This window comes from Pseudomonas palmensis (genome assembly GCF_049942755.1).
GTDB lineage: Bacteria > Pseudomonadota > Gammaproteobacteria > Pseudomonadales > Pseudomonadaceae > Aquipseudomonas > Aquipseudomonas palmensis.
The window spans coordinates 4,466,579-4,489,782 of sequence record NZ_CP187958.1 but is presented as its reverse complement, the minus strand read 5'-3'; the positions used below and the strand labels follow the sequence as shown (position 1 = coordinate 4,489,782).

Here is a 23,204-nt window from a genome sequence, read left to right as displayed (position 1 = left end):
ATGTATCACTTGTTGACCCAGGCGTTGAAGCGTTCCTCCAGATCCTCACCGTGGTCGATCCAGAACTCGGCGTCGGTGGCACGGGCGTTTTTCAGGTTTTGCGGGGCGGTGGGCAGTTTTTCGCCCACGCGCTTGTCCAGCAGGTCCATCGCGCCGGTGTTGCTGGGCCCGTAGGGGATGGCCTCGACGAAGTTCTTCTGTTGCATGGGCTCGCTGGCGAACGCGATGAAGCGCTCGGCCAGTTCCTTTTTCGGCGCCCCTTTCACGATGGCCCAGTGATCGAGATCGTAGAGGCTGCCATTCCATTGCATCGCAAACGACTGGCCTTCCTCCTGGGCAGAGGTGACACGGCCGTTGTAGGCGGAGGTCATGACCACGTCACCGGCGATCAGCCATTGCAGCGGCTGCGCGCCGGAGTCCCACCACTGGATGCTGGACTTGATTTCATCGAGCTTCTTGAACGCACGTTTGACACCCTCTTCAGTACCCAGCAGCGTGTAGAGGTCCTTGTTGTCTACCCCATCGGCCAGCAGCGCGAACTCCAGCGTGAACTTCGCGCCGCGGCGCAGGCCGCGCTTGCCGGGGTACTTCTTCAGGTCCCAGAAGTCGGCCCAGCCTTGCGGGCTGGAGGCGAGTTTGTTGGGGTCGTAGGTCAGCACGGTGGACCAGATGAAGATGCCGACACCACAGTCGCTGACGGCCGCAGGAATGAAGTCTTCCTTGTTGCCTATCCGGCTCCAGTCCAGCGGTTCGAACACCCCTTCGCTGCAACCACGGATGAGCTCGGGCGATTCGACCTCCACCACATCCCAGCTGGTTTTGCCGGTGTCGGCCATCACCTTGATCTTGGCCATTTCGCCGTTGTAGTCGTCGGCGGTGATGGCCACGCCGGTCTGGGCGGTGAAGGGTTTGTAGAACGCCTTCTCCTGCGCCTGGCGGTTGTTGCCGCCGAAGGACACCACGGTCAGCTTTTCAGCGGCATACAGCGGGCTTGCGATGGTTGCGAGCAAAAGTACAGCTGCGATTTTCTTATTCATGCGTCTCTCCAGGTCAGCTACGGGTCGTGGGCAGCTTTAAAGGGATGGCAGTTTTCTTGTAGTGGCAGCAATCGATCGAACGTGACGCTTCCCCGGTGGGGACGGGACGCATTAAAACACATAATAAATATGATGCATCATATTTTACGCTACACTTGCCCTCACCAATGAACAGGGAACCCGCCATGACCGATCAACGTACGCTGCTTCTCACCGGTGCCAGCCGGGGCATCGGCCACGCCACCGTGAAACATTTCAGTGCTGCGGGTTGGCGCGTGTTTACCGCCTCGAGGCAGGACCTGGGCGAAGGCTGCCCCTGGGCCGAAGGCATCGCCAACCACATTCACCTCGACCTGGGGAGCGTGGAGGACATACAGCGCAGGCTTCCGGAAATCCGGGAAAAACTCGGGGGGCGGCTGGATGCGTTGGTCAACAACGCCGGCGTTTCACCCAAAGGCCCGGATGGGGAGCGACTGGGGGTGCTGGAGTCCGACTACTCGACCTGGCTGAACGTGTTCAACGTGAACATCTTCTCGACGGCCCTGCTGGCACGGGGGTTGTTCGAGGAGCTCAAGGCGGCAAAGGGCTCGGTGATCAACGTCACCTCCATTGCCGGTTCGCGGGTGCACCCGTTCGCAGGGGTGGCGTATGCCTGCTCCAAAGCGGCGCTGTCGGCGCTGACGCGCGAGATGGCGCATGACTTCGGGCCCTATGGGGTTCGGGTGAACGCGATCGCCCCGGGGGAGATCGACACCTCCATCCTGTCCGCTGGCACCGAGCTGATCGTGGAGCGATCGATTCCGATGAAACGCATGGGCAAGCCCGAGGAAGTCGCGGCGTTGGTGCATTTTCTCTGCACGCAGGGCGCTTCGTACGTCAATGGCGCAGAAATCCATGTAAACGGTGGGCAACATGTTTGAGTTACTCGATAATCGCTGCCGGTAGCCTCCCCTCTCCCGCCGGGCCTGCGCCGCACACGAGTACGCGATGAATTATCCGATTGAGCACCTGAAACACTCCTACCTTGGCAGCGGTATCTATGGCCTGCTGCGCGAAGCCCTGATTACAGGGCGCTTCCAGCCTAACGACCGGCTGCGCATACGCGACCTTGCCGAACAGCTGGGTACGAGTGTCACACCAGTGCGGGACGCGATTCTTCAACTGGCAAAGGAGCAGGCGCTGGTTCTGAAGACACCGCGGGACATTCGTGTGCCGGTACTGACTTCCAAGCAGTACCTGGAGATCAGGAGCATCCGGCTCTCGCTCGAGGGGTTGGCGGCCGAAACAGCTGCATCGCTGGCGACCGAGGAGCAAGTGGCGCGGCTGCAAACCTGCATTCAGAACAACCTGGTGGCGATCAAGGACAATGACTTGAGGTCCGCGCTGACCTTCAACCACGAGTTTCACTTCAGTTTGGCGGAAATCGCCGATATGCCGGTGCTGGTCAGCCTGCTGGATGGGTTGTGGATGCGTACCGGGCCGCTGATTGCCCGGGCCTACGGCGGGTTCAACGAGCGCATGGCGATTGATCATCACTGGGATGTGCTGGAGGCGTTGAAGCAGCGCGATGGTGCGGCGGCTCGCCTGGCGATCTGCAGTGACATTCTGGATGGGAGCCAGAAGATGCTGGAGTATGTTCAGATGGAGCATGACTGAAGGGGCGTGGTGCTGGCGATAACTCGGAATGCGACAGGCCGCATGCTGCAAGTGGCGCCGCTGGCGTTCTGAAACCGATTCTCACCCCTGTTCCGGCGTCCTGCCGACCGAAAAAATCCCCCTCCCCGTGCAATTCGTCGCCTCGGCTCGCCGCGCTCGCTCGACTGGATTACTGTATATACAAACAGTACCCATATGGTGGCGGAAATGACCCAAGACATTGAAGACTTTGACGGCTTCGGAGCGCCCACTGAGCTGGAGATGTGGAAGCACCAGGTGGTGCTCATTACGAATGAGGCCGAATACCTGACCCGAGAGCTGGGCAAGGCGCGCAGGAACATTGCCAAGCTTGTGGCGATGAACCAGGGGCTGACGAAGGACCTGCACGACCTGCAACTGAAATCGACAGGGCGAGTGCTCCCCACGAGCTGCGCACTCAGTGGCAGCCCGGCACAGGAAATCGCGGAACTTCATAAAAACTCATAAGGCGTGTCGTCACCGTAAAACTTAGCGGGAAAGGCAGGAAACTTACACGGTGCACGAACCCATTAAAGTGAGAGCGAAACTTTTTTTGAACAAGAAATAAATTGTAACAATGACCTATTGAAATATTTTAAATACCAGGAACCCAACCTTTATTGACCAAAAAATGTGAAGCCGTGCGTTTTTATAGCTGGATGGAAACCCAGTTCAATAAAACCTCACCCGATGGTAACGTATGCTTTCGCATTGCTCAGAATAATAAAAAACATGAGCAAACTTGTTGGTTGAATAAAGGATTAACGAATGACTATCGAGCGAGAGATTTTCTCGGCCCTTATCGCGCAGAACGCATTCCAAGGTGAAAAGCCGAGCGTACAAAGCTACGCCCAGCTAGCCGTAGACAAGGGGTTCAGAGCGCTTACGTCAAGGCAGCAGGCGGTGGTGAGCCCCTTCCTGAAGAAACAATGCGAGGGGATGAGAAAACCAAACGAAAAACACAACAACTGCCAAAACACGATAGCCGGTCGTGATCTGGTTGCAGCGCTTGAAAAAGCCGAAAGTTACAAGGGATGGCGCTGCGAAAGCTGCCGGAGTGCATCTTAAAAGCCAGAAAGCACCGTAAAAAGAGTAGCCCTCCAGAAAAGCTGTAAAGTAAAAAACACTATTGCACTCGCTACTCCTGACTGTTATTGCAGCAGGCCGCCATGGCCTGCTCGCAAGTTTTTCTTTTTAGGCCCTGATCAGCCCACCCGCCAATCGTCGTTCACTCGTCACGCACCTGAGCGCCTTGAAAAAATAGTGCACGAAACAGCCCGATTATTTTGCGCGGCTAACTTTTTTCAGAGAGAAAATAAGTGTCTATCTACCAGGCAGCACTACTGGTTGTGCGCCGGGTCATCGCTTACAGTGAGGCCAGCATCCTCGACAGCGATGTTCGGTGCGGGCGGACTGGCACTCGTAGCCAGACCAATTAGCGGGCCTACCAAGAGCTGGCGAGTGCTTCAATGACGACGCTGCCCGTCAGAGCATCAACGCTTCCGGTGCAGTTCGGGTGACCAGGCGCTGCTCAGGACGATAACCCCGAAGATCACCAGGTACAGCCAGTATTGGCTCGGGTACGAGAAAGAGCCCACTTGGGCGACCACAAACACGCCGCCACCAACAACTAACCGCTGCCGACGCGTGAACCTCTGCCTGAGCGCTACCAGCTTGCTTCTCCACCCCATTGCCACGCTCCCTGTTTGGTCAGCGGCAAAGCATATCACCCCTATTCAATGATTCCGCCTCGCGCCAGATGCTCGACGCACCGCTGTGCGCTGAGCAGCTCATGGAGCTTGCGGAAGACAGGCAGGTGCCACGACCTCGGTATCAGGGCCAAGGGCGTGGCCAGAGAGATTTGAACGTATCGAATGTCATTGCAAAGACCGGATGTTGCTGGCTCCGCACTTTTAGCGGGGCCAGACAAAAGCTACCCCGGCTTGACGGAACACGTTGCGATGAATGTTGGCATGTAGTTGTCGATCAGAAATCGGGGCACCGGCTGAAAAGCTTCTTCGAAGCCTGTTAGCAGCAAGCCCGCCTCCAGCTGCCCGCTTATTTGCTCCGCTAACGTGTGACCAAATACGAATGCCTCACCTCTCGCTATCTTACCCTCAATTTCGTCAGCATTCAGATCGGTTATGTCTGCGTAAGGCAGTGTGAAGCGCGGTTTCATCAAACCGCTTTTAGCCAGGTCAGTAGAGCGGTCGAAAATGAATACTACCGGATTGTAAAAGCTGCTGAGCAGCTTTCCTCCCTTACCGAGTACGCGATAACATTCAGCCCATACTTTACGAATATCGGGCACATACAGATTCGAGATCGGATGAAAAATCAGGTCAAATGACTCATCATCAAATTCAGACAAGTCCTGCATATCTCCCAAGACCGTGCGTAGAGAAAGATCGTCTCGCTTTGCAACCATATCATCCAATGCCAGCTGATCGCGAGAGGCATCCATCACAACCACTTCAGCCCCCGCAGCCGCCAACACGGGGGCTTGCTGCCCTCCGGAAGCAGCTAGGCACAAAATGCGCTTCCCTTGCACATCGTTAAGCCACGCTGTCGGGAGCTCTGCGGGGATAAGTTGTATTTTCCACTCCCCTCTTCGAGCAGCTTGAATAACTTCGGCAGAAACTGGCTTCGACCAATCACAACCTTCGCGAGCAAGTCGGTTCCAGACATTCTGATTATGATCATAAACATCTTTTGAGGAGAATCGGGCAGTCATCGTTACTTATCCCTACAGAAGAGAACAACGCCAAACAGTAAAGCAAGAAGGCTTTATTAGCCGTCACCATCGATCAATTCAAGGTAACAGGCCATATCAACTCAAACAATTACGTGCTTTGACTTTTGGCAAATCCGCAAAAAGCAAATACGCATTAATTATTCATTTCGGGAGAATCTCGATGCAAGATTAATTCAATGAAGACTTTTGAACATAACTGCCCAAGCCGATTCATGCAAGTATCACATTTCGGATACAAGATGGACTCTAGATAGAAACCAGGTCGGCAGCTACGAGATCATACGCACACACAGCGGTTACTCCAGCGCCAACTGCACCTCATCCAGCTCAAGTGATAGCGGTTCGAGCTTCAGCTGCGACTACCTCCTCCCCGCCTCCGCCACCATTTGCGACGTGGGGCTTATCCCACGTAAATCGAAATACTCCTGGACAACGAGCTGGCTGAGCTGACCGGCTAGAAGGTAGCTACCAGCGCGGCTGGCTTGAAGAGCTCCATTGGCACTTCACCGAACGCCGCAGCAGATGACTATTGGTTGGCAGCCAGTACGCCCGAATGAAACTGGGTATAACGCTTCAAGCCATGCTGTCCATGGATCTGGCGTATCTGACAGGACAGCGTCCTGCGGACGTGCGGGTGCTGAGGAGGAACTACATCGAGGGCGTTGCCCTGGGCGTGAAGCAGCAGAAGACACACAAAAAGCTGCGGGCCCTGCTTGAGGTTACGGAGTAGAGCGCAGTTTAGTGGCCATGATCAGCATCATCCTGGCTCAGAATGAACAATAGGGGGGACAATGCGAAAGAAAAGAATTCCCAAGTATGTTTCCAAGGCCTTTTTCCCTACCCTCAGAAACGCAAAAAGCCCTGAATAATCAGGGCTTTAGAAGTGGCGGAAGCGTAGAGATTCGAACCCTTCTCTAAGGAGAGCCCCCTTATACGGGTGGTTCGCTCTTTTCACTGCTCACCTTGAAAACAAGCTTAACCCAATAAAACCGGGCCTTTCAAGCTTTTTCATTTTCTCGCCCAGAAAGACGCAACTAGTTGCAGCTTAGGGTGTTGCATCTTACCGAACGGCTAAACGCTTGACTGCGCCCCTCGGCATTAACGGAGCGCGAGATGATGGTCTTGGCTGGACATCTGGACATCTGCCCATCAGGTCATCACCTCGTTGCCAGCCCAATCGCGCACCTCTCAAAGGAAACGCTCCTAATCTATTCTCAGTAGCGTTCCATCGCGATAAGACGTACTGCTCTCGGCTGCTACACCCAGTTGGTTGAGGCCGCGATCCATTAAGTGTGGACTCCATCGGGGTTAAACCACCAACCCGGCTACCCCTCCCCCACCCCAGACAACAGGGAGAGATGTCTTGTCACGGCTTTCTTATAGATCCTCCCCTCCTCAGCCGAGGATCCCACTCTCAGGGCACTCATTGGGGCTGCCATGGGCTGAAATCAAGCTAGGCTCTGTACGAAATCCCGAGAAACCTAATCGGCGTCCCTCGGAAGCTGATTTTTTGTAAGGTTTCCAACCATCTACGGAAAGGAATCCTGTGATGGCAAAGCGTTACGAACTTTCGGATGAGGCTTGGGCTGTGGTTGCTGATCTCTTCACCGAAACCCATGGCCGGGGGCGGCCCCGCCTGAGCGACCGCCTGATGCTCGATGGCGTGCTCTGGGTGCTCCGCTCAGGTGCTGCGTGGCGAGATATGCCGGAGCGCTTTGGCCCGTGGTCAACGGTGTATCAACGGTTTCGGGTTTGGCGAAAACAAGGCACGTTCGATCAGATGCTCATACGCTTGCACCTGAGGTTCAATGAGCAAGGTTTGATTGATCTACAGACCTGGATGATCGACTCAACTGCTGTACGCGCAACCCGAGCCTCATCAGGCGCCGGAAAAAAAAAGGGGGCCTGACGAGCCTGCCGATCACGCTCTAGGCCGCAGTCGCGGTGGCCTGACAACCAAAATCCACATGCTCTGCGACGCCAACGGGACACCGTTGTGCTTCCTCCTCTCTGGCGGTCAAGCCAGTGACATCAGCTACGCCCAACCCCTGTTGGACGAGGTCAGCATTCCATTGAGCCAACGTGGCCGCCCGCGTAAACGCTGTAAATGGTTGCTTGCCGACAAGGGCTACGATGCCGAAGCGCTACGCCGTTATTGCGACCGATATCGAATGCAACCCGTCATCCCGCTGCGCTCGATGAAGCGCAAACCCAAGCCTGGCTTACCAAGGCTGTTTGATCGGCCCAAGTACCGACAGCGCAACATCATCGAGCGCATGTTTGACTGGCTGAAAGAGAACCGACGCATCGTGACGCACTTCGACAAGCTCGCGAAAAGCTATGCCGCTATGGTCTCGCTGGCTTGTTCCATGCGGTGTTTGCGACATCTCTTTTCGTACAGAACCTAAATCAAAGACCTCTTCCCGACCAGAAGGGAAAGCTACGGATTCTGAATAATTTTTCCTGTCATTAGCTACTCAATAACCGTCCCTTTTGGCAGAAATGGCATCTAGAACCAGAGGTATTCAGAGCATACTTCTGCACAGGGCGGCCAGGTTATAAACCGACTTATCCACAGAAATGCGCTGTGCAAATATGCTCAAGCCACCGCTGGAAACACAACATGTAGTAGTCTAGAAATTTCTAACGCGCTAGATTGTACAAAAAACGTACAGCGATCATTTTTTGTCCACTTTAAGGGGAAAGCCCATACTCGCCGTTACGCGTAACGGAAATAGCCCACAGGCGCTCCAAAAAAAACACAAGTTATCCACAGGTGCTCGCCTTGCACTTTACCCAGGAGTTGGCATATCTTGTGTTCGGTCTAGAGCGAAGCGGATTTGAACAAAATTCTTGCCATGTTCGGTTGCACTTCCCTCATACGAAAAAGTGGTAACATGAAGGCGTCTGTACAGATGTACAGGCGAAAAAAAACCCCTCCCACGCGCCAACGTGAGAGAGGTCTCGATGCGGTCAACAGAGATTTTGTCTGGAAAACTAGGCTCTGAAGATCGCTTTTGCCCAAGTCGGTTAGGACAGGAGGTGGCGCGGGAGTATACGTACCAGCCCGCAGTGGCACAATCGTTTTAAGCCTGAAAGGGCTGAGCGGTCAAGGGCTGTGTCATAAAAATTATCCGAGCTTCTTACTGCCTACCGACTCATTAGGAGTGCGGTATGGATACACAGAACGAGAAGTCGAACGACGAAAATTTCGAGTCCATCTACTGCCGCTTCAGGTGCAGTGGCAAGCGTCTGCTGGACGCCTTCGGCCTGAAAGCTTGGCGGTTAAGGGTGAAGCGTCGGAAGGGAGGTGGCCAATGAGCTCGCTCAGCCTTCTCCGCCGCCGCCCCCGCAACCGACCTCGTAGTAAGACAGTATTCGTGCATGCCTATCACCGGTTTCGGTTTGGACGCTGGGAGAATGTGACATCCCATTTCCGGTGCCATCCAGGGCAGCTATCTTTCGACTTCTAAACAGTTCCAGGGGCACGCCAAGATGCTGCCCCCTTTTAAATGCAGTTTGTTCTTCTCTTGATTCGTATGAAGGACGGCTATCGATTTGCGTTGTGGATTTTTATTTAAAGCAGCTTAGGGCTGCCTAATCGATTGCGCCCGGCCTTTATGTTATGGACAATTAAAACCGAGACCACGATGTCGACTGCTACCAATTTCAAAACGTTCTTCGACAATATCAAAATCACCAACCATGAGACCATTGAGACCAGGTACGAGGAAATTACGCTTTCACTGAACAAGCGATTCCGCGATCTCGAATCTCGCACACGATACAACCTACAGGTTGGGTCTTATGGTCGGTGGACAGCTATCAAAGGCATCTCAGATCTCGACATGCTGTACATCATGCCAGGATCTGCTTGGCAAACATACAATAAATCTGGAGGTCAATTCAGCCTTTTGACAGATGTCAAAAATTCGCTACTGAAACGGTACCCTAACACAAACATCTACGTTGATCGGTTAGTGGTATGCGTTACGTTCGCCAGCTTCCACGTGGAAGTACAACCTGTTTTCGAGCAGGCCGACGGAAGCTTCAAGTACCCGGACACCTACAATGGTGGATCATGGAAGATCACCAAGCCGCGAGAAGAAATCGAGGCTACGAAAACAACCAACGATGAGAACAACCGCAATCTTCGCTATCTCTGCAAAATGATCCGCGCCTGGAAGAACAAGCACGGGATCGGGATTGGTGGACTTCTAATCGACACCCTAGCGCATAATTTCCTGAAGTCGACTACATTGTATGCCGACAAGAGCTTCTCTTGGCACGACTGCATGATTCGAGACTTCTTCGGGTATGCGTCTAAACTGCCCAATCAGGATCGCTGGGCTGCGCTGGGAAGCCGTCAGCACGTGAAGGTAAAACAGAAGTTTCAGAAATCTGCGGGAAAAGCCCATGACTTGTGCGTGAAGGCCATTGAAGCAACTGGTAAGGAATACGAGGGCGATCGCTGGAAAAAGGTCTTTGGCCCTGAGTTTCCGAGCACGAGGGTATTTTTGGCCAAAGCCGGCATGGAGAGCCTAATCACCAATACTCGCAGCTTCCGCGACACCGAGCAGCAGATTGAAGATCAAGTTCCAGTTGATATCCGCTACCCACTGACCATCGACTGCGAAGTGATCCAAAACGGCTTCCGTGAGCGCCTGCTCAGCGAGCTTATCGCGATGGGAATGCCGCTCAGGGCTCGCAAGAACTTGAAATTTCACATCACGAAGAACAGTGTTCCAGAGCCGTATGATATTAAGTGGAAAGTTCTTAATATTGGCGAGGAAGCCGAAAAGCGTGACTGCGTTCGCGGGCAGATTTTCAATGACTACGGCAGGCATGAGGTCAGTGAGTCAACGACTTTCAAAGGCGACCATCTCGTTGAATGCTACGTTCTCAAAAACGGTGTCGTTGTAGCTCGCGACCAAGTCCTTGTCCCTATCAGCGAGACCGTATGAAAAAAGACGCGCTGTTGAAATGCATCGCCGAAACCGGCTACAACGTAGGTTTCGGCGGAAGGAAGCATTGGGCGACCTACGACATAGTCGACAAGGTGCCAGGATTCATCGGCTTCTTCTCGACTGCCATGGGTGTTTTTGCCCTGGTATATGACTCCCTCTCGGCTAAAGACATATCTGCAGCTCTAGTTGTGCTTGGCGTAATAGGACTGTACATATCTTTCTACGACTCTAAAAAGAGCGACTACGAAAAGGCAGCCAAATCGATTACTAGAAACTTCAACTCGCTTCGCGACCTTTATCGCACCGCTCAAAACAGCCAAGACGACTCGAAGAACGAAGAACATTACAATCAGCTAATGGAAATCGAAAACGAATACTATTCCAACTCGATTAGCAAGCAAATCCTTTTCAGCGACTGGTACGCTCATTACAAATTTTTCTGGCAGTATCAAATCGACTGGGTAGAAGAGCAGAAGAAATTTAGCTTCTGGCGAGACAAAATACCTTTGACAGGATGGGTCGCACTTGCCCTGCTATTAGGAATGCTTGTCTGCTACTCGCTAGGCAAAATTGACATAATTCAATCTTGCTACGCTTTATGTACCAGCCCAACTTAAAAGCTAGCACTCATTCATGTGAGGCCTAGATTCCAACCAGGCCTCACATCATCATTTCACTGACCAACTGGATAACTAATAATGGCCTGCTGATCATTCAGTGCGAACATCGAATTACCAGAAAGCGAAACAAATGGAAATGTAGCGTAATGAACATTCTGCGTAGACAAGTTTAACACTAGGTTCTGTACGAAAAGAGATGTCGCAAACACCGCATGGAACAAGCCAGCGAGACCATAGCGGCATAGCTTTTCGCGAGCTTGTCGAAGCGCGTCACGATGCGTCGGTTCTCTTTCAGCCAGCCAAACATGCGCTCGATGATGTTGCGCTGTCGGTACTTGGGCCGATCAAACAGCCTTGGTAAGCCAGGCTTGGGGTTGCGCTTCATCGAGCGCAGCGGGATGACGGGTTGCATTCGATATCTGTCGCAATAACGGCGTAGCGCTTCGGCGTCGTAGCCCTTGTCGGCAAGTAACCATTTACAGCGTTTACGCGGGCGGTCACGTTGGCTCAATAGAATGCTGACCTCGTCCAACAGGGGTTGGGCGTAGCTGATGTCACTGGCCTGACCGCCAGAGAGGAGGAAGTGCAACGGTGTCCCGTTGGCGTCGGTTGTCAAGCCACCGCGACTGCGGTCTAGAGCGTGATCGGCAGGCTCGTCAGGCCCCCTTTTTTCCCGGCGCCTGATGAGGCTCGGGTTGCGCGTACAGCAGTTGAGTCGATCATCCAGGTCTGTAGATCAATCAAACCTTGCTCATTGAACCTCAGGTGCAAGCGTATGAGCATCTGATCGAACGTGCCTTGGTTTCGCCAAACCCGAAACCGTTGATACACCGTTGACCACGGGCCAAAGCGCTCCGGCATATCTCGCCACGCAGCACCTGAGCAGAGCACCCAGAGCACGCCATCTAGCATCAGGCGGTCGCTCAGACGGGGCCGCCCCCGGCCATGGGTTTCGGTGAAGAGATCACCAATCACAGCCCAAGCCTCATCCGAGAGTTCGCAACGCTTTGCCATCACAGGATTCCTTTCCGTAGATGGTTGGAAACCTTACAAAAAATCAGCTTCTGAGGGACGCCGATTGGGTTTCTCTGGATTTCACTATCCCATAAAAAAGGGCCCCGCAGGGCCCTGATTTGTACTCAAACAGTGTTACTTAGCCAACCAGGATTCGACCTCTTCGGCACCGTGTTCAGCCTTCCACTCTTTGAGCTGCTTGTGATTGCCGCCTTTAGTTTCGATGACTTCACCAGTGTGCGGGTTTTTGTACTGCTTGACCTGGCGCGGCTTGCGATTGCCTTTTTCAGCAACTGCGATAGGAGCTGCCCGGCGAGAAGCGGCTTGAGGATCGAGGATGGCAACAACGTTACGCAAGCTATAATTGTACTCGCCCAATAAGTTGCGAAGCTTTTTCTCAAATTCGATCTCGCGTTTGAGACCATCATCGTTTTTCAAGCTTTCCAGCTCAGCCAACTGTGCAGCGAGCTGTTGTTCAAGGGCGCGGAATTCAGCGAGCCTAGACATATCGGTTCCTTTTAGATTATTGGTTAGGCTCGTTTTGAGCCTCAGGCAGAGCCTGGTGAGACTGCACGAATAGTACGATGGCCGAAGCTGCCGTGTGAAGGGTGTAGGCCACCATGTGGCAGTCAATTTCTTTGGCAACAACCCCTTGGCCAGACCGGCCAAGGCATTGCGAATGCTCGGCATGCCTCCAACCAATAGGTTTGTCCAACCAGACGGAAAAGTCGTTAACTGACAAAAAGCGTCGCGAATGACAAGATTGGTCTGACGCTGTCCGTGAAGTTCGGCATTTAACCGGGCGCTCCAATAGTAACGTATAAAACACGCTCTGGTGATCAGTCCCCCCCCTCAGTGCTTAGCACCGTGCAGCCCTGTGCCAGTTCGCCCCCCTCTAAAAATCGAGGCTGTCAATCACGATTGCAAGCACACCTACTAGATGGTAGGCTTCGATCCATTCGAGTTCGACCCTCAATTCCCTACCACCTTTGCGACAATTCACACACGCAAAACTCTCAGCAAGCCTACTCCAAGACCAATGCTTCCTACGGAGCTAAACATGACCAAACAGAAAATTACGTTTCCAAATTCCCAGGGCATGAACCTTTCAGGTCTGCTTGAGGCGCCTCAGTCAGCTAAAGCTTACGCATTGTTCGCGCACTGTTTCACGTGTGGAAAAGATATAAAAGCAGCCGCCCGAATTGCCAAAGCGTTGGTAGACAATAATATCGCTGTGCTTCGATTTGACTTCACAGGTCTTGGTGGCAGTGATGGAGATTTCTCCAACAGTAATTTCTCTTCTAATGTTGCCGACTTAGTAGCTGCAACAGAATATTTGCGTAATTTCCACCAGGCACCATCCCTTTTGATTGGACACAGTTTAGGCGGCGCCGCAGTTATAGCAGCGGCCAAGCACATTCCAGAGGCAAAGGGGGTAGTTACAATCGGCGCTCCCGCCGATGCGTCCCATGTCATGAAACAGTTCAAAGGTCAGGTGGAAACCATCAGAGACATTGGTGAGTACAGCGTAACGCTTGCAGATAGACAATTCACAATAAAAAAGCAGTTTCTTGACGACATTGAGAGCCACCAGCAGGATAACAGTGCTGCGAACTTGAAACGTGCGCTTCTTGTCTTTCACTCCCCCACGGACAACATCGTATCGATAGAACAAGCGCAGAAGATTTACCAAGCAGCTAAACACCCTAAAAGCTTCATTTCACTGGATTCCGCCGACCATCTATTAACTAACAGTCGAGATGCGGAGTATGTTGCCTCATGCATTGCCGCCTGGAGCTCTAGATATCTATAACAGTGTTACTGCCTCGATCTAAAGGAATTGTCTTATGCGATACTGCTCAATTTTGGCCCTAAAGAAGGCTAGGGAACAAGGGAAAGAAACTCCCCTCTGCTGCGATAGTGAATCGGCACAGCGACAAGGGAAAGAGAGTGCCAGTAGCAGTTCCTGGTCTATGATATTTCTCATCATATTAGTGGCGTTTTTTGCGTTAGCTCTAATGCAATCGTCCTAATCCCAGCGTTAGCGTAGGTGCGAGAATTCTGCATAGGGCTGGCACCCTACTCTTCAGCGGTCGCAAGGCTGTGTTGTTGCCGCCACCAATGACGAGCTCAATCGTGAAGCCATCCTAGACACCTAACGAATGGCCGTAGCTCCCCTTCAGACCAATTCCGCCAGTCGAGTCGATCACGTACAGCATCGGCTCACTCATATCCACTGCGGGAAACGGCTAAGCGGCAGGGGTGAGGAAAGCACAGGTAGCTCAGCATCCACAGCGCTCCGTGACCGCCGGAAGCTTCTGAAAGCCAGATATCAAGCCAAGTCCAGCCGACCAGACACAGAGGCTCGGCGCAAGTGATTGCGCCTGTTGGCTGGGAAATCCTAATAAATGAAACAGGATTGCTATTCCTACCTACTAGGTGGTAGGCTTGTTTTGCTTTCACGTAACCATACTAAATGTTTCAGTTCTACGCCTTGCCGTAGCTGAGAGGATCACATGCAAGATTGGAACAGGCCCGACAAGACATCAACGCCCGCGTTATGCAGCTTGGCTCGCTTTCGCCAGAAACCATTAAAGGCGTAATGGCACTAGGTGGGGCTGGCGCAAAAACCAATCACCTAGACGCGAAAACCCGCGAGCTGATTTCTCTTGCGGTAGCGGTGACCACTCGCTGCGACGGCTGCATTGCATTCCATGTAGCCGAAGCTAAGAAGCTTGGTGTTACGGTTGAGGAGGTCTCAGAAGCTCTGGGAGTCGCAATCAACATGAACGCAGGCGCAGCTCTGGTTTATAGCACCCATGTGCTAGACGCCTTCGACAAAGAATGACCTAAAGGGGCTGTTTTCCTAATGAGCAGCCATCCTTTTCCCGTCCGCGCCCAGACTAATAACTGGGCTGCTGAATCTTTCAGGTGATACAAAATGAGCGCAGAATCCAAATTGATCACGATTGACGTTTGGTCGGACTTCGTCTGCCCTTGGTGCTGGATTGCAAAGCGTCGGTTCGAGATTGCCCTCGCCGATTTCGAGCACAAGGACTTGGTTCAAGTTAACTACAAGGCATTTCGACTCGCTGCTGGCCAAAAAGCTGCACCGATAAAACAGGTTCTTGCGCAGAAGTTTGGCAACGAGCAGTCTGCCAAGGGGATGATCCAGGCTGTTGTTGCGAACGCCACAGAAACAGGCCTCGTTTACAACTTTGACACTATGCTTTTTGGAGACACCACAAAAGCACATGCTCTCGTCAAAGCAGTCGACGATAACGACATCAAAAAGGCTCTCAGCGAACGCCTTTATAAGGCCTGCACCACAGATGGACGCTCGATCTTCGAAGTGAACTCATTAGCGGAAATTGCGGGAGAAGTCGGCCTTTCAGAAAGTTTCGTCCAGCATGCCTGGAATGATGAGACGCTGCCTTACCTAGTCGCCAAGGATGAGAAAGAGGCTCGTGAGGTCGCAAACGGCGTTCCTCTGTTTGTCTTCAACAACGGCTTCTACATTTCGGGAGCCCAAACCGTTGACGCATTCAAACTGGCGCTACAACGAATGCATTCGGATGCCACCGAAGATGAATCTTTTCAAGGGCAGACCTGCGGCCTAAACGGATGTGACAGCTGATGAACGTGCTCGCACATTAACGATAAATATTAATTTCTGTAGGCCGTCAGCATGAACAACATTGTGAATGGTATCGACGTTACTAATCTAGAGAACTTCGCTCGCGAAGTAGCGGCGGATGACACAAAAGCTGAAGTCCGCTTCAATGTCCACACTAAGTGGATGGGCCAAACCAAAAGCGTTACGAATGTTACTCAATGCAGGCTTGCCGGTCGGCAAATAGCGCGAGACTTCCAGATCGTCTCGGACGAGCCTGTTGAGCTGCTGGGTGAGAATACAGCTCCCGGCCCAATGGAGCTGCTGCTTGCCGCCCTGAATGCTTGTATGTCGGTGGGTTACGCAACAGGCGCTGCGGCGAGGGGCATCAAAATCAAGAGTCTTGAAATTGAAACGGACACTAATCTAGATCTACGTGGATTCTTGGGTCTTGATGAAAGCCTCAACCCTGGCATAAATGAAATTAACTACAAAGTAAAAATTTGCGCAGACGCGCCTCAGCATCAAATCGAGGAGCTTCATGCACACGTCATTAAAACCTCGCCAAACTTCCATAATATGGCGAGAGAAATCAAAGTATCACCTAAACTAGAGATCATATAATATCTGGCAGCATCATCGCTGAAGGGACGCCAAAGTACTACCTGGCGGCCCTACGCAGCACTTTAAGAACAAGCTTGGATATGTTTCTATGAGTGACGTTCATGACTTAGATGCAGACGGGCTGTATAGAGAACTTAGCGTACCCCATAGACTTTTTGTGGTCTACTTCTCTGCTCCTTGGTGCGGCCCGTGCACCGGAATGAAGCCAGTCTTCCAAAAGCTCGCTGACGCCTACTCTCAGCTCGCGTCATTCAGACACGTTGATGTCGCCCTATCCCCCACGGTTGCGAAAGCATCAAATATTCACGGCGTTCCTTCAATCGCAGTATTTAGAGAGGGGATTCTCTCTAAGTTGATCATGGGTGCGAATTCATACAGGGAGTTGCAGAAAGCTCTGGAAATTGAACTCAAATACATGGACTGAAGCGACCTTTAAGGTTGACACTCTATAACAGATTCTCGGTTGGAAATCTGACCCTACCCAGTGGAGGACTTCTTTTGAATACACGTCTATCTGCCGCTCTCACCACAAAAAAAACACAACGCGTTGTCATTCTCACCGCTATCGCTTTGACCGCCTTTGCTGCGAACTCAGTGCTGTGCCGCGTCGCACTGCGCCACAGCGCTATCGATCCGATCAGCTTCAGTGTCATACGTTTGGTGAGTGGTGCACTGATCCTATGGGTGATTCTTAAGTTTCAGCGGCCAGTAAAAAAGGCGACAGGCTCCTGGGGGGGAGCTGTATCACTCTATGTTTATGCCTTTGCGTTTTCCTACGCGTACCTGAAACTAGACACCGGTACCGGCGCACTTGTTCTGTTCGGCGCAGTGCAGCTAACCATGCTCGGGTACGGAGTTCTGCAGGGAGAGCGTATGGGCGTCTTGGCACTGCTAGGCCTAGTGTTGGCGGTTACTGGCCTTGTCGTGCTGCTTCTTCCTGGATCCAGCGCTCCGCCGCTGACAAGCGTAGTAATAATGCTAACATCAGGGGTGGCATGGGGGGTCTACTCAATCCTCGGTAAAAGCTTAACTGATCCGTTGGCGGCTACAGCTGGCAACTTCATGATGTCTGTGCCGCTAATCATGCTTACCTCCCTGCCCTTCATATCCTCTTTCCATGCAGACGTTGTCGGTATTACCTCTGCCGTCGTATCAGGCACAATCGCATCAGGCGCGGGATACGCTATCTGGTACGCGGCGGTTCGAAATCTCTCATCTTTTCGCGCAGCTACGGTACAGCTGACCGTGCCAGTGATTGCCTCTATCGCCGGAGTTCTACTGCTAGGGGAAACCTTTACTACTCGACTTGGCCTAAGCTCCCTCACAGTACTAGGTGGCATTGCCCTGGTACTGTCAGCTAAGCAAACAGCTTCATTAAAGCCGAGAGACTGAAAAGCATCGACACGTGCAGCACAGTCGATCTTAGGCTGCACGCACTGCATCAATCGCTGAGGCAAGTTCCACATCGCGCGTAACCTTGGCACTCACAAAGGAAGAGTCGGGCACCTTTTGATCTCTTTGAGAGAAAAGCCCGTATACATCTCCTTAATATTTCCCAAGCGGCGGATCTTATACATAGCCAGCTGATGGAAATCGTCCATGTCTTTAACCACCACCTGAAGTAAATAGTCATACTTCCCAGATATGTTATGACAGGAAATCACACTTGGAAGTGAATTGATTCCCTTCTCAAAGTTGTCCATCGCCTCCTCAGAATGCGTATCCAACGTAATACTGATGAAAGCAAAAACATTCAAACCAATAGCTTTTCGGTTAAGGGAAGCGTGATACCCCTCGATCACCTCTTCTTCAAGCCGCTTCAATCGCTTCCAGCTTGCAGGGGCCGAAAGCGAGACGCGAGCTGCAATCTCAGCGTTGGTGAGACGACCGTTCAACTGAACGATCTCAAGGATCATTCGATCCACCTTATCCAGCTCAATCATGGGCGCATCTCGGGCAATGGCAGAAAAATCTAAATTAATCGGATACGGAATTTTCCTAGACAGCCCTAATAATATTAACTAGATAACCGCCATGCAAGAAATATACGAAAGAAAATTTCTCTAGGAAATAAATATAATTAACTGGTCTAGCCACGCATCGATCAGAGAGAAAAGCCTTGAATAACAATAAGTTAACCACCTCAAGCGCGACGGTGATTGCTCACGCAGGTAGCCATCCCGAAGACCACTACGGTTTCGTCAACCCTCCTATCTACCGAGGTTCGACAGTCGTTTTCCCAAGCGTCGACTGTATGCAGAATGGCGACCAGCGCTATCAGTACGGTCGATGGAACAATCCATCGACCGAGGCCCTGTGCGAAGCTATATCAACGCTGGAAGGCGCCACTGGGGCCGTTCTGTGCCCTTCCGGCCTATCCGCGTGCGTTACCGCGATATTGTCCGTTGTAGGCTCAGGCGACCATATTCTGGTACCGGACAGTGTTTATGCCCCGACACGCCATTTTTTGGATACTGCAGGAAAACGGCTGGGTATTCAGACAACCTACTACGACCCTCAAATTGGAGCGGGCATCTCCGAACTTTTCCAATCTAATACTGAGGCGGTGTTTACTGAGTCCCCAGGCTCTCACACCTTTGAAATTCAAGACATCCCGGCAATCGCCAAGGCCGCACACGCCCATGGCGCACTGGTTCTGCTCGATAACACCTGGGCGACGCCGCTTTACTTCAAAGCGATCGATCATGGCGTTGATCTCTCGATTATGGCTGCCACCAAGTATATCGTTGGTCACTCTGATGCCCTTATCGGCACCATCGCCGCATCATCACGCGCATGGCCGCAACTGAAAGCCTACCATTTCCAATCGGGCACATATGTGAGCCCGGACGACGCGAATCTGGCACTGCGAGGACTTCGGACATTAGACGTTCGTCTGGAGCGACATCAACGCAGCGCCCTGTGCGTGGCAAAATGGTTGGAAGAGCAAGACCAAGTTTCTCGTGTCATTTACCCTGGGCTACCATCCCACAAAAATCACTCCCTATGGCGCCGGGACTTTACCGGCGCAACAGGCCTCCTATCGTTTGTTACCAAGTCCGCCCCCATTGAAGCAGTCAAAGCTCTTCTTGATGATCTAAGTCTTTTCGGACTCGGCTATTCCTGGGGTGGCTTTGAAAGCCTAGCGATGACAGTTGATCCACGAAAAATGCGTACCACAACCACTTGGGAGGAAGAAGGTCACCTGATTAGACTTCATATCGGCTTGGAAAATGCAGAAGACCTGATCGCCGACCTCAAACTAGGCTTTGATAGATTCGATCTGATTTGCCATCAGGCTTAACATTGGTCTAGCGTTAATTAACCGAGAAGATAAATAAAGCCTTGCGCACGCTAAAACAGGGGGAGCCGGTAGGTTACCCCCCTTCTTCACGTACTGCCGCGAATAATAAAACCGGAGGCAATTGTGAGCATTTTTAGAACAAAAAGCTTAGACGAAATAAGCAAATTACAGAACTCGAACGCATCTCTGAAAAAAGTGCTAGGGCCAGTCGATATGATTTTTATCGGTGTGGGCGCCATTGTAGGAACAGGTATTTTTGTGTTAACGGGCACAGGGGCTCTAACAGCCGGCCCCGCATTAACAATTTCGTTCATCATAGCTGCTTTAGCATGTGGGCTCGCAGCACTCTGCTATTCAGAGTTTGCATCAAGCATTCCAGTAGCAGGCTCCGTCTATACCTACAGCTATTTCACCCTTGGGGAGATTGTTGCATGGATGATCGGCTGGGATCTTATGCTCGAATACGGCCTGGCTAGCGCAGCAGTTTCTGTTGGTTGGTCTGGTTACTTTCAATCCCTGCTAAGCGGATTCGGATTATCGTTACCCACTGCGTTGACGGCAGCACCTGGGGCGCTGCCAGGCGTTAGTACGTTCTTCAATCTGCCTGCGTTTGTCATCATGATGGTAATCACTTGGCTGCTTTCTATTGGAATACGTGAATCTATAAAAATCAACAATATCATGGTGGCACTCAAAATTGCAGTAGTACTTTTGTTCATTCTCGTCGGCGCCCGACACGTAAAGCCCGAGAACTGGCAGCCCTTCGCGCCTTTTGGATTCAATGGAATAATGAGCGCAGCAGCATTGGTCTTCTTCGCGTTCATTGGTTTTGACGCAGTATCTTCTGCAGCTGAGGAAGTCAAAAGACCTGAGCGTGATCTGCCAATCGGGATTATTGGTTCACTTGGTATATGCGCGATATTGTACGTCGTGGTATCCATGATCATGACAGGTATCGTTCCATTCGGTGAGTTCCTCGGCGTCGACCATCCCGTCTCGCTCGCCCTCCAGTATGCAGGTGAGAACTGGGTAGCGGGCTTTGTCGACCTGGGTGCTATTTTGGGGATGACCACGGGTGTTCTTGTAATGCTCTATGGGCAATCCAGAATTATCTTCGCTATGTCTCGCGATGGACTGGTACCCTCAAAGTTTTCCGAAGTTCATCCTAAATATGGCACACCATTCTTCACTACTTGGGCGATCGGCATCATTTTTGGTCTTATCGCAGCAGTAGTACCACTGAATGTACTTGCCGAACTTATGAACATCGGCACGCTAGCCGCATTCTGCCTAGTTTCGTTTGCAGTAATCGTGCTTAGGAAGAAGCGTCCCGAACTGCCACGCGCCTTCAAGTGCCCGCTCGTGCCGCTCGTACCAGCACTCGCAATTATTTCCTGCATTACGCTGATGTCGTATCTGAAACTGCACACATGGATTGCATTCGGAGCATGGCTGCTCATTGGTGCCGCAATTTACTTCCTATACGCCAAAAAACACTCAAAACTCAATATGTCTACAGAAGGTGCAGTGAATACAGGCATCCCCTCGGTCTAATCCGCTAGCGCCTCATTGTGGCCAGTCTCGCTCAGAGCAAGACTGGCCTTCATTTAGACAAAGCTAAGGAGAACACATGCCCCATCGGATAATTATTGTCGGCGGCGGTATTGGCGGCACAATGACTGCCAATCACCTTGCCACCAAACTCTACCCTGAAATACGCAGTGGTAAAGTAGAAATCTTGATGTTGTCAAACTCCCCCTGGCACTACTACAAACCAGCCTTCATGTACATCGCCTTTGACAGCTTCTTCAAGAATGAACTCAGGCGGCCTCAGCGCAGCCTACTCCGCCCTGAGATTGACTTTCTTATTGAAGAGGTCGAGGAATTCCAATTCAATATAAACCGCGTGAAATGTAAGAGCGGAAAAGCATACGGATACGACCAACTCATTATCTCCACAGGGTGCATACCAAGCCCTGAACGAATCGACGGCCTAAAAGAAGGCGGTGATCACTTCTATCAGCATGAGCCTGCGCGGCAGCTTGCAGATAAGTTAAAGTCGATCGAAAAAGGTCGCATCCTAGTCACGGTAACATTCCCCAAGACGCCCAATGTACCTCATCAATGTGGTATTGCGCCCATTGAAACTACACTAATGCTTGACGACCTGCTACGTAAACGCGGCGTTAGAAACAAGGTGGAAATTGTCTACACGTACCCCACCGTAGCTCAACTGTTAAGAAACTGTCTTTTTTTGCAAAAGGACACCTGCGAAGTACTACCAAGCATATTTGAGCAAAGGGGCATCAAGCATCAAAGAAGCTTTACTCTCAACAGAGTTGATCCAGAAAGCAATATCGCCTTTTCAGAAGAGGGTGGGGCTGAAGATTTCGATATCCTTATGGCAACCCCACCTATCCGCGCCGTAGAGGCGGTCAGAAACTCCGGACTATCGCAAGCTGCAGACGATGAAGGGTGGCTCCCTACAAATTATCAAACCATGAAAGTCTATGGCTTAGAAAACGTCTATGTTTTGGGCGATACCGTTGATCTCCCCGTGAGCAAGGCCGGAGGCGCATGCCATAGCCAGTCCCCCGTTGTAGTAAATAACATAGCCTCCGAGCTTCGTTTCGGGCGGACTTGCGACAGTTACGAGGGCAAGGTTGCTGCAATTGCTCAGATGGGACTGGAGGCAGGAATGCCGCTCTGGTACGACTATGAAAGTGATGTAAAGCCTACGCCCCCCACTAAGGTTGGCGGACTTATGAGGAAAAGCTTCAATAGAGGCATATATTGGGCGGTCGCGCGCGGCCTGGTGTAACACGATCAATAATTTTACAGGACACCTCAGATGAGCTTACTCTCTGAACAAGGAAGCGCCTCGGAAAATCAACCGGGAGCGCCCTCGATTTTGGAATCGTTGGAACTTAGCGAGGCGGCGCTCGAAGGGCTCAGGCTGCTTGTCGTAAAGCTTGAGCCACTCTTGGCCGGAGATCGACTCTCAAGGCTGGTCGACCTAATGTCAGTTGCGACCGACATCGTCGACATGAGCGATTCTTACATGGTCGAAAAGCTAGCAAATGTCTTCGAAGAAGGCACGTCTGCTGCATGGTTAGCGGGTAACGCAGCTCGCGTCGCAAGCGCGCAAGTGAGCAAGCTTTCGGAACCCCCCTCTTTAATCCGTTTGCTTCGGATGACCTCTGATCCGGATGTCAGACGGGGACTAGCATTTGCGTTGGAATTTTCGGGAGCACTCGGAAAGCAACTCAACCATGGCGTTACCAACCATTTAGATGACTGACACCGTTTTCGCAGACCAAGACGCAAAGCGCCCGATGCATTGCATCGGGCGCGATTGACTACGCAGATAAATACCTCAAGGTGCTAACAGCAACGTGGCTGACCGTTGCCACCGCCATATCGAGCTTCCTGTCTCTCCCGAAAGAATTCCTCATATGACATCAGAGGTTTGTCAGGGTGCTTGTTCTGCATGTGCTCGACGTAGGTGTCGTAGTCAGGCATGCCCACCATCAGACGCGCTGCCTGACCCAGGTATTTACCGAGGCGGCTCAGGTCATTGAACACGCTACCACCCT

Annotated in this window: 23 protein-coding genes and 1 pseudogene; 18 read left to right on the top strand and 6 right to left on the bottom strand. The window is 52.0% G+C overall.

Annotation, left to right across the window (positions count from 1 at the left end):
• Positions 1-5 precede the first annotated feature (5 nt).
• Entirely contained in the window at positions 6-1,037 is a 1,032-nt protein-coding gene (locus ACPRTJ_RS20790; RefSeq protein WP_043861036.1) for an ABC transporter substrate-binding protein, read from the bottom strand.
• 185 nt (positions 1,038-1,222) lie between these two features.
• On the opposite strand from ACPRTJ_RS20790, the gene ACPRTJ_RS20785 reads away from it, so the two are divergent.
• The 4 genes from ACPRTJ_RS20785 to ACPRTJ_RS20770 all read left to right on the top strand — a co-directional run bounded on the left by ACPRTJ_RS20785 (position 1,223) and on the right by ACPRTJ_RS20770 (position 3,779).
• Complete coding sequence (locus ACPRTJ_RS20785) at positions 1,223-1,957, top strand: SDR family NAD(P)-dependent oxidoreductase (protein ID WP_043861035.1); 735 nt, start codon at positions 1,223-1,225, stop codon at positions 1,955-1,957.
• A gap of 67 nt (positions 1,958-2,024) precedes the next feature.
• Entirely contained in the window at positions 2,025-2,693 is a 669-nt protein-coding gene (locus tag ACPRTJ_RS20780; protein WP_088515149.1) for a GntR family transcriptional regulator, read from the top strand.
• A 207-nt stretch (positions 2,694-2,900) separates the two neighbouring features.
• The gene (locus ACPRTJ_RS20775) at positions 2,901-3,179 is read left to right on the top strand and encodes a hypothetical protein (RefSeq protein ID WP_146095037.1); all 279 of its coding nucleotides are present in this window, start codon (positions 2,901-2,903) and stop codon (positions 3,177-3,179) included.
• A 300-nt stretch (positions 3,180-3,479) separates the two neighbouring features.
• Positions 3,480-3,779 (top strand): hypothetical protein, encoded by a 300-nt coding sequence (locus ACPRTJ_RS20770; RefSeq protein WP_043861032.1) that lies wholly within the window; start codon positions 3,480-3,482, stop codon positions 3,777-3,779.
• Positions 3,780-4,644: 865 nt separating this feature from the next.
• On the opposite strand, the gene ACPRTJ_RS20765 is transcribed toward ACPRTJ_RS20770, so the two are convergent.
• Positions 4,645-5,445 carry a class I SAM-dependent methyltransferase gene (locus tag ACPRTJ_RS20765; RefSeq protein ID WP_043861030.1) on the bottom strand — a complete coding sequence of 267 codons (801 nt, stop codon included), beginning with the start codon at positions 5,443-5,445 and terminating at the stop codon, positions 4,645-4,647.
• 604 nt (positions 5,446-6,049) lie between these two features.
• Between ACPRTJ_RS20765 and ACPRTJ_RS20760 the strand changes: the two are divergent.
• The 4 genes and pseudogenes from ACPRTJ_RS20760 to ACPRTJ_RS20745 all read left to right on the top strand — a co-directional run.
• A pseudogene (locus tag ACPRTJ_RS20760) lies at positions 6,050-6,181 on the top strand (integrase); the annotation flags it as partial.
• 834 nt (positions 6,182-7,015) lie between these two features.
• A protein-coding gene (locus ACPRTJ_RS20755) for an IS5 family transposase (RefSeq protein WP_100633741.1) occupies positions 7,016-7,874 on the top strand; the annotation gives its coding sequence in 2 pieces (ribosomal slippage) (positions 7,016-7,357 and positions 7,359-7,874; 858 coding nt in all).
• 1,242 nt (positions 7,875-9,116) lie between these two features.
• On the top strand, positions 9,117-10,430 hold the full coding sequence (locus tag ACPRTJ_RS20750) for an SMODS domain-containing nucleotidyltransferase (RefSeq protein ID WP_100634012.1): 1,314 nt from the start codon (positions 9,117-9,119) through the stop codon (positions 10,428-10,430).
• The gene (locus tag ACPRTJ_RS20745; RefSeq protein ID WP_100633739.1) at positions 10,427-11,050 is read left to right on the top strand and encodes an SLATT domain-containing protein; all 624 of its coding nucleotides are present in this window, start codon (positions 10,427-10,429) and stop codon (positions 11,048-11,050) included. The genes ACPRTJ_RS20750 and ACPRTJ_RS20745 overlap by 4 nt, the downstream gene beginning before the upstream one ends.
• A 178-nt stretch (positions 11,051-11,228) precedes the next feature.
• On the opposite strand, the gene ACPRTJ_RS20740 is transcribed toward ACPRTJ_RS20745, so the two are convergent.
• Together ACPRTJ_RS20740 and ACPRTJ_RS20735 are read right to left on the bottom strand one after the other, a co-directional pair.
• Positions 11,229-12,067 (bottom strand): IS5 family transposase gene (locus tag ACPRTJ_RS20740; protein WP_100633737.1). Its coding sequence is split into 2 segments (ribosomal slippage): positions 11,229-11,719 and positions 11,719-12,067, totalling 840 coding nucleotides; the frame shifts between segments, so codons are not numbered across the junction.
• Positions 12,068-12,202: 135 nt separating this feature from the next.
• On the bottom strand, positions 12,203-12,574 hold the full coding sequence (locus ACPRTJ_RS20735; RefSeq protein ID WP_100633735.1) for a histone-like nucleoid-structuring protein, MvaT/MvaU family: 372 nt from the start codon (positions 12,572-12,574) through the stop codon (positions 12,203-12,205).
• A 553-nt stretch (positions 12,575-13,127) separates the two neighbouring features.
• Here ACPRTJ_RS20735 and ACPRTJ_RS20730 point away from each other — a divergent pair.
• The 6 genes from ACPRTJ_RS20730 (at position 13,128) to ACPRTJ_RS20705 (ending at position 17,696) form a co-directional block, all read left to right on the top strand.
• Complete coding sequence (locus ACPRTJ_RS20730) at positions 13,128-13,880, top strand: alpha/beta hydrolase family protein (protein ID WP_100633734.1); 753 nt, start codon at positions 13,128-13,130, stop codon at positions 13,878-13,880.
• A 747-nt stretch (positions 13,881-14,627) separates the two neighbouring features.
• Positions 14,628-14,915 carry a carboxymuconolactone decarboxylase family protein gene (locus ACPRTJ_RS20725; protein WP_100634010.1) on the top strand — a complete coding sequence of 96 codons (288 nt, stop codon included), beginning with the start codon at positions 14,628-14,630 and terminating at the stop codon, positions 14,913-14,915.
• A gap of 93 nt (positions 14,916-15,008) precedes the next feature.
• A complete protein-coding gene (locus ACPRTJ_RS20720; protein WP_100633732.1) occupies positions 15,009-15,704 on the top strand; it encodes a DsbA family oxidoreductase in 696 nt (231 codons plus the stop codon).
• Between the two features lie 51 nt (positions 15,705-15,755).
• Positions 15,756-16,304, top strand: coding sequence for an OsmC family protein (locus tag ACPRTJ_RS20715; protein ID WP_100633730.1), 549 nt, complete (start codon positions 15,756-15,758; stop codon positions 16,302-16,304).
• 88 nt (positions 16,305-16,392) lie between these two features.
• Entirely contained in the window at positions 16,393-16,728 is a 336-nt protein-coding gene (locus ACPRTJ_RS20710; protein ID WP_100633728.1) for a thioredoxin family protein, read from the top strand.
• A 74-nt stretch (positions 16,729-16,802) separates the two neighbouring features.
• Entirely contained in the window at positions 16,803-17,696 is an 894-nt protein-coding gene (locus ACPRTJ_RS20705) for a DMT family transporter (protein ID WP_100633726.1), read from the top strand.
• A 92-nt stretch (positions 17,697-17,788) separates the two neighbouring features.
• Here the strand turns inward: ACPRTJ_RS20705 and ACPRTJ_RS20700 are convergent, their stop codons facing one another.
• A complete protein-coding gene (locus ACPRTJ_RS20700) occupies positions 17,789-18,247 on the bottom strand; it encodes an Lrp/AsnC family transcriptional regulator (RefSeq protein WP_100633724.1) in 459 nt (152 codons plus the stop codon).
• Positions 18,248-18,423: 176 nt separating this feature from the next.
• Between ACPRTJ_RS20700 and metC the strand changes: the two genes are divergently transcribed.
• The 4 genes from metC to ACPRTJ_RS20680 all read left to right on the top strand — a co-directional run bounded on the left by metC (position 18,424) and on the right by ACPRTJ_RS20680 (position 22,909).
• A complete protein-coding gene (metC, locus tag ACPRTJ_RS20695) occupies positions 18,424-19,608 on the top strand; it encodes a cystathionine beta-lyase (RefSeq protein WP_100633722.1) in 1,185 nt (394 codons plus the stop codon).
• A gap of 123 nt (positions 19,609-19,731) precedes the next feature.
• Entirely contained in the window at positions 19,732-21,162 is a 1,431-nt protein-coding gene (locus ACPRTJ_RS20690) for an amino acid permease (RefSeq protein ID WP_100633720.1), read from the top strand.
• A gap of 76 nt (positions 21,163-21,238) precedes the next feature.
• Positions 21,239-22,429 carry an NAD(P)/FAD-dependent oxidoreductase gene (locus ACPRTJ_RS20685; protein ID WP_100633719.1) on the top strand — a complete coding sequence of 397 codons (1,191 nt, stop codon included), beginning with the start codon at positions 21,239-21,241 and terminating at the stop codon, positions 22,427-22,429.
• Between the two features lie 30 nt (positions 22,430-22,459).
• Positions 22,460-22,909, top strand: a complete 450-nt coding sequence (locus ACPRTJ_RS20680; protein ID WP_100633717.1) for a DUF1641 domain-containing protein — start codon at positions 22,460-22,462, stop codon at positions 22,907-22,909.
• Positions 22,910-22,992: 83 nt separating this feature from the next.
• On the opposite strand, the gene ACPRTJ_RS20675 is transcribed toward ACPRTJ_RS20680, so the two are convergent.
• The gene (locus tag ACPRTJ_RS20675; RefSeq protein WP_014860748.1) at positions 22,993-23,193 is read right to left on the bottom strand and encodes a YbdD/YjiX family protein; all 201 of its coding nucleotides are present in this window, start codon (positions 23,191-23,193) and stop codon (positions 22,993-22,995) included.
• Positions 23,194-23,204: the final 11 nt, after the last annotated feature.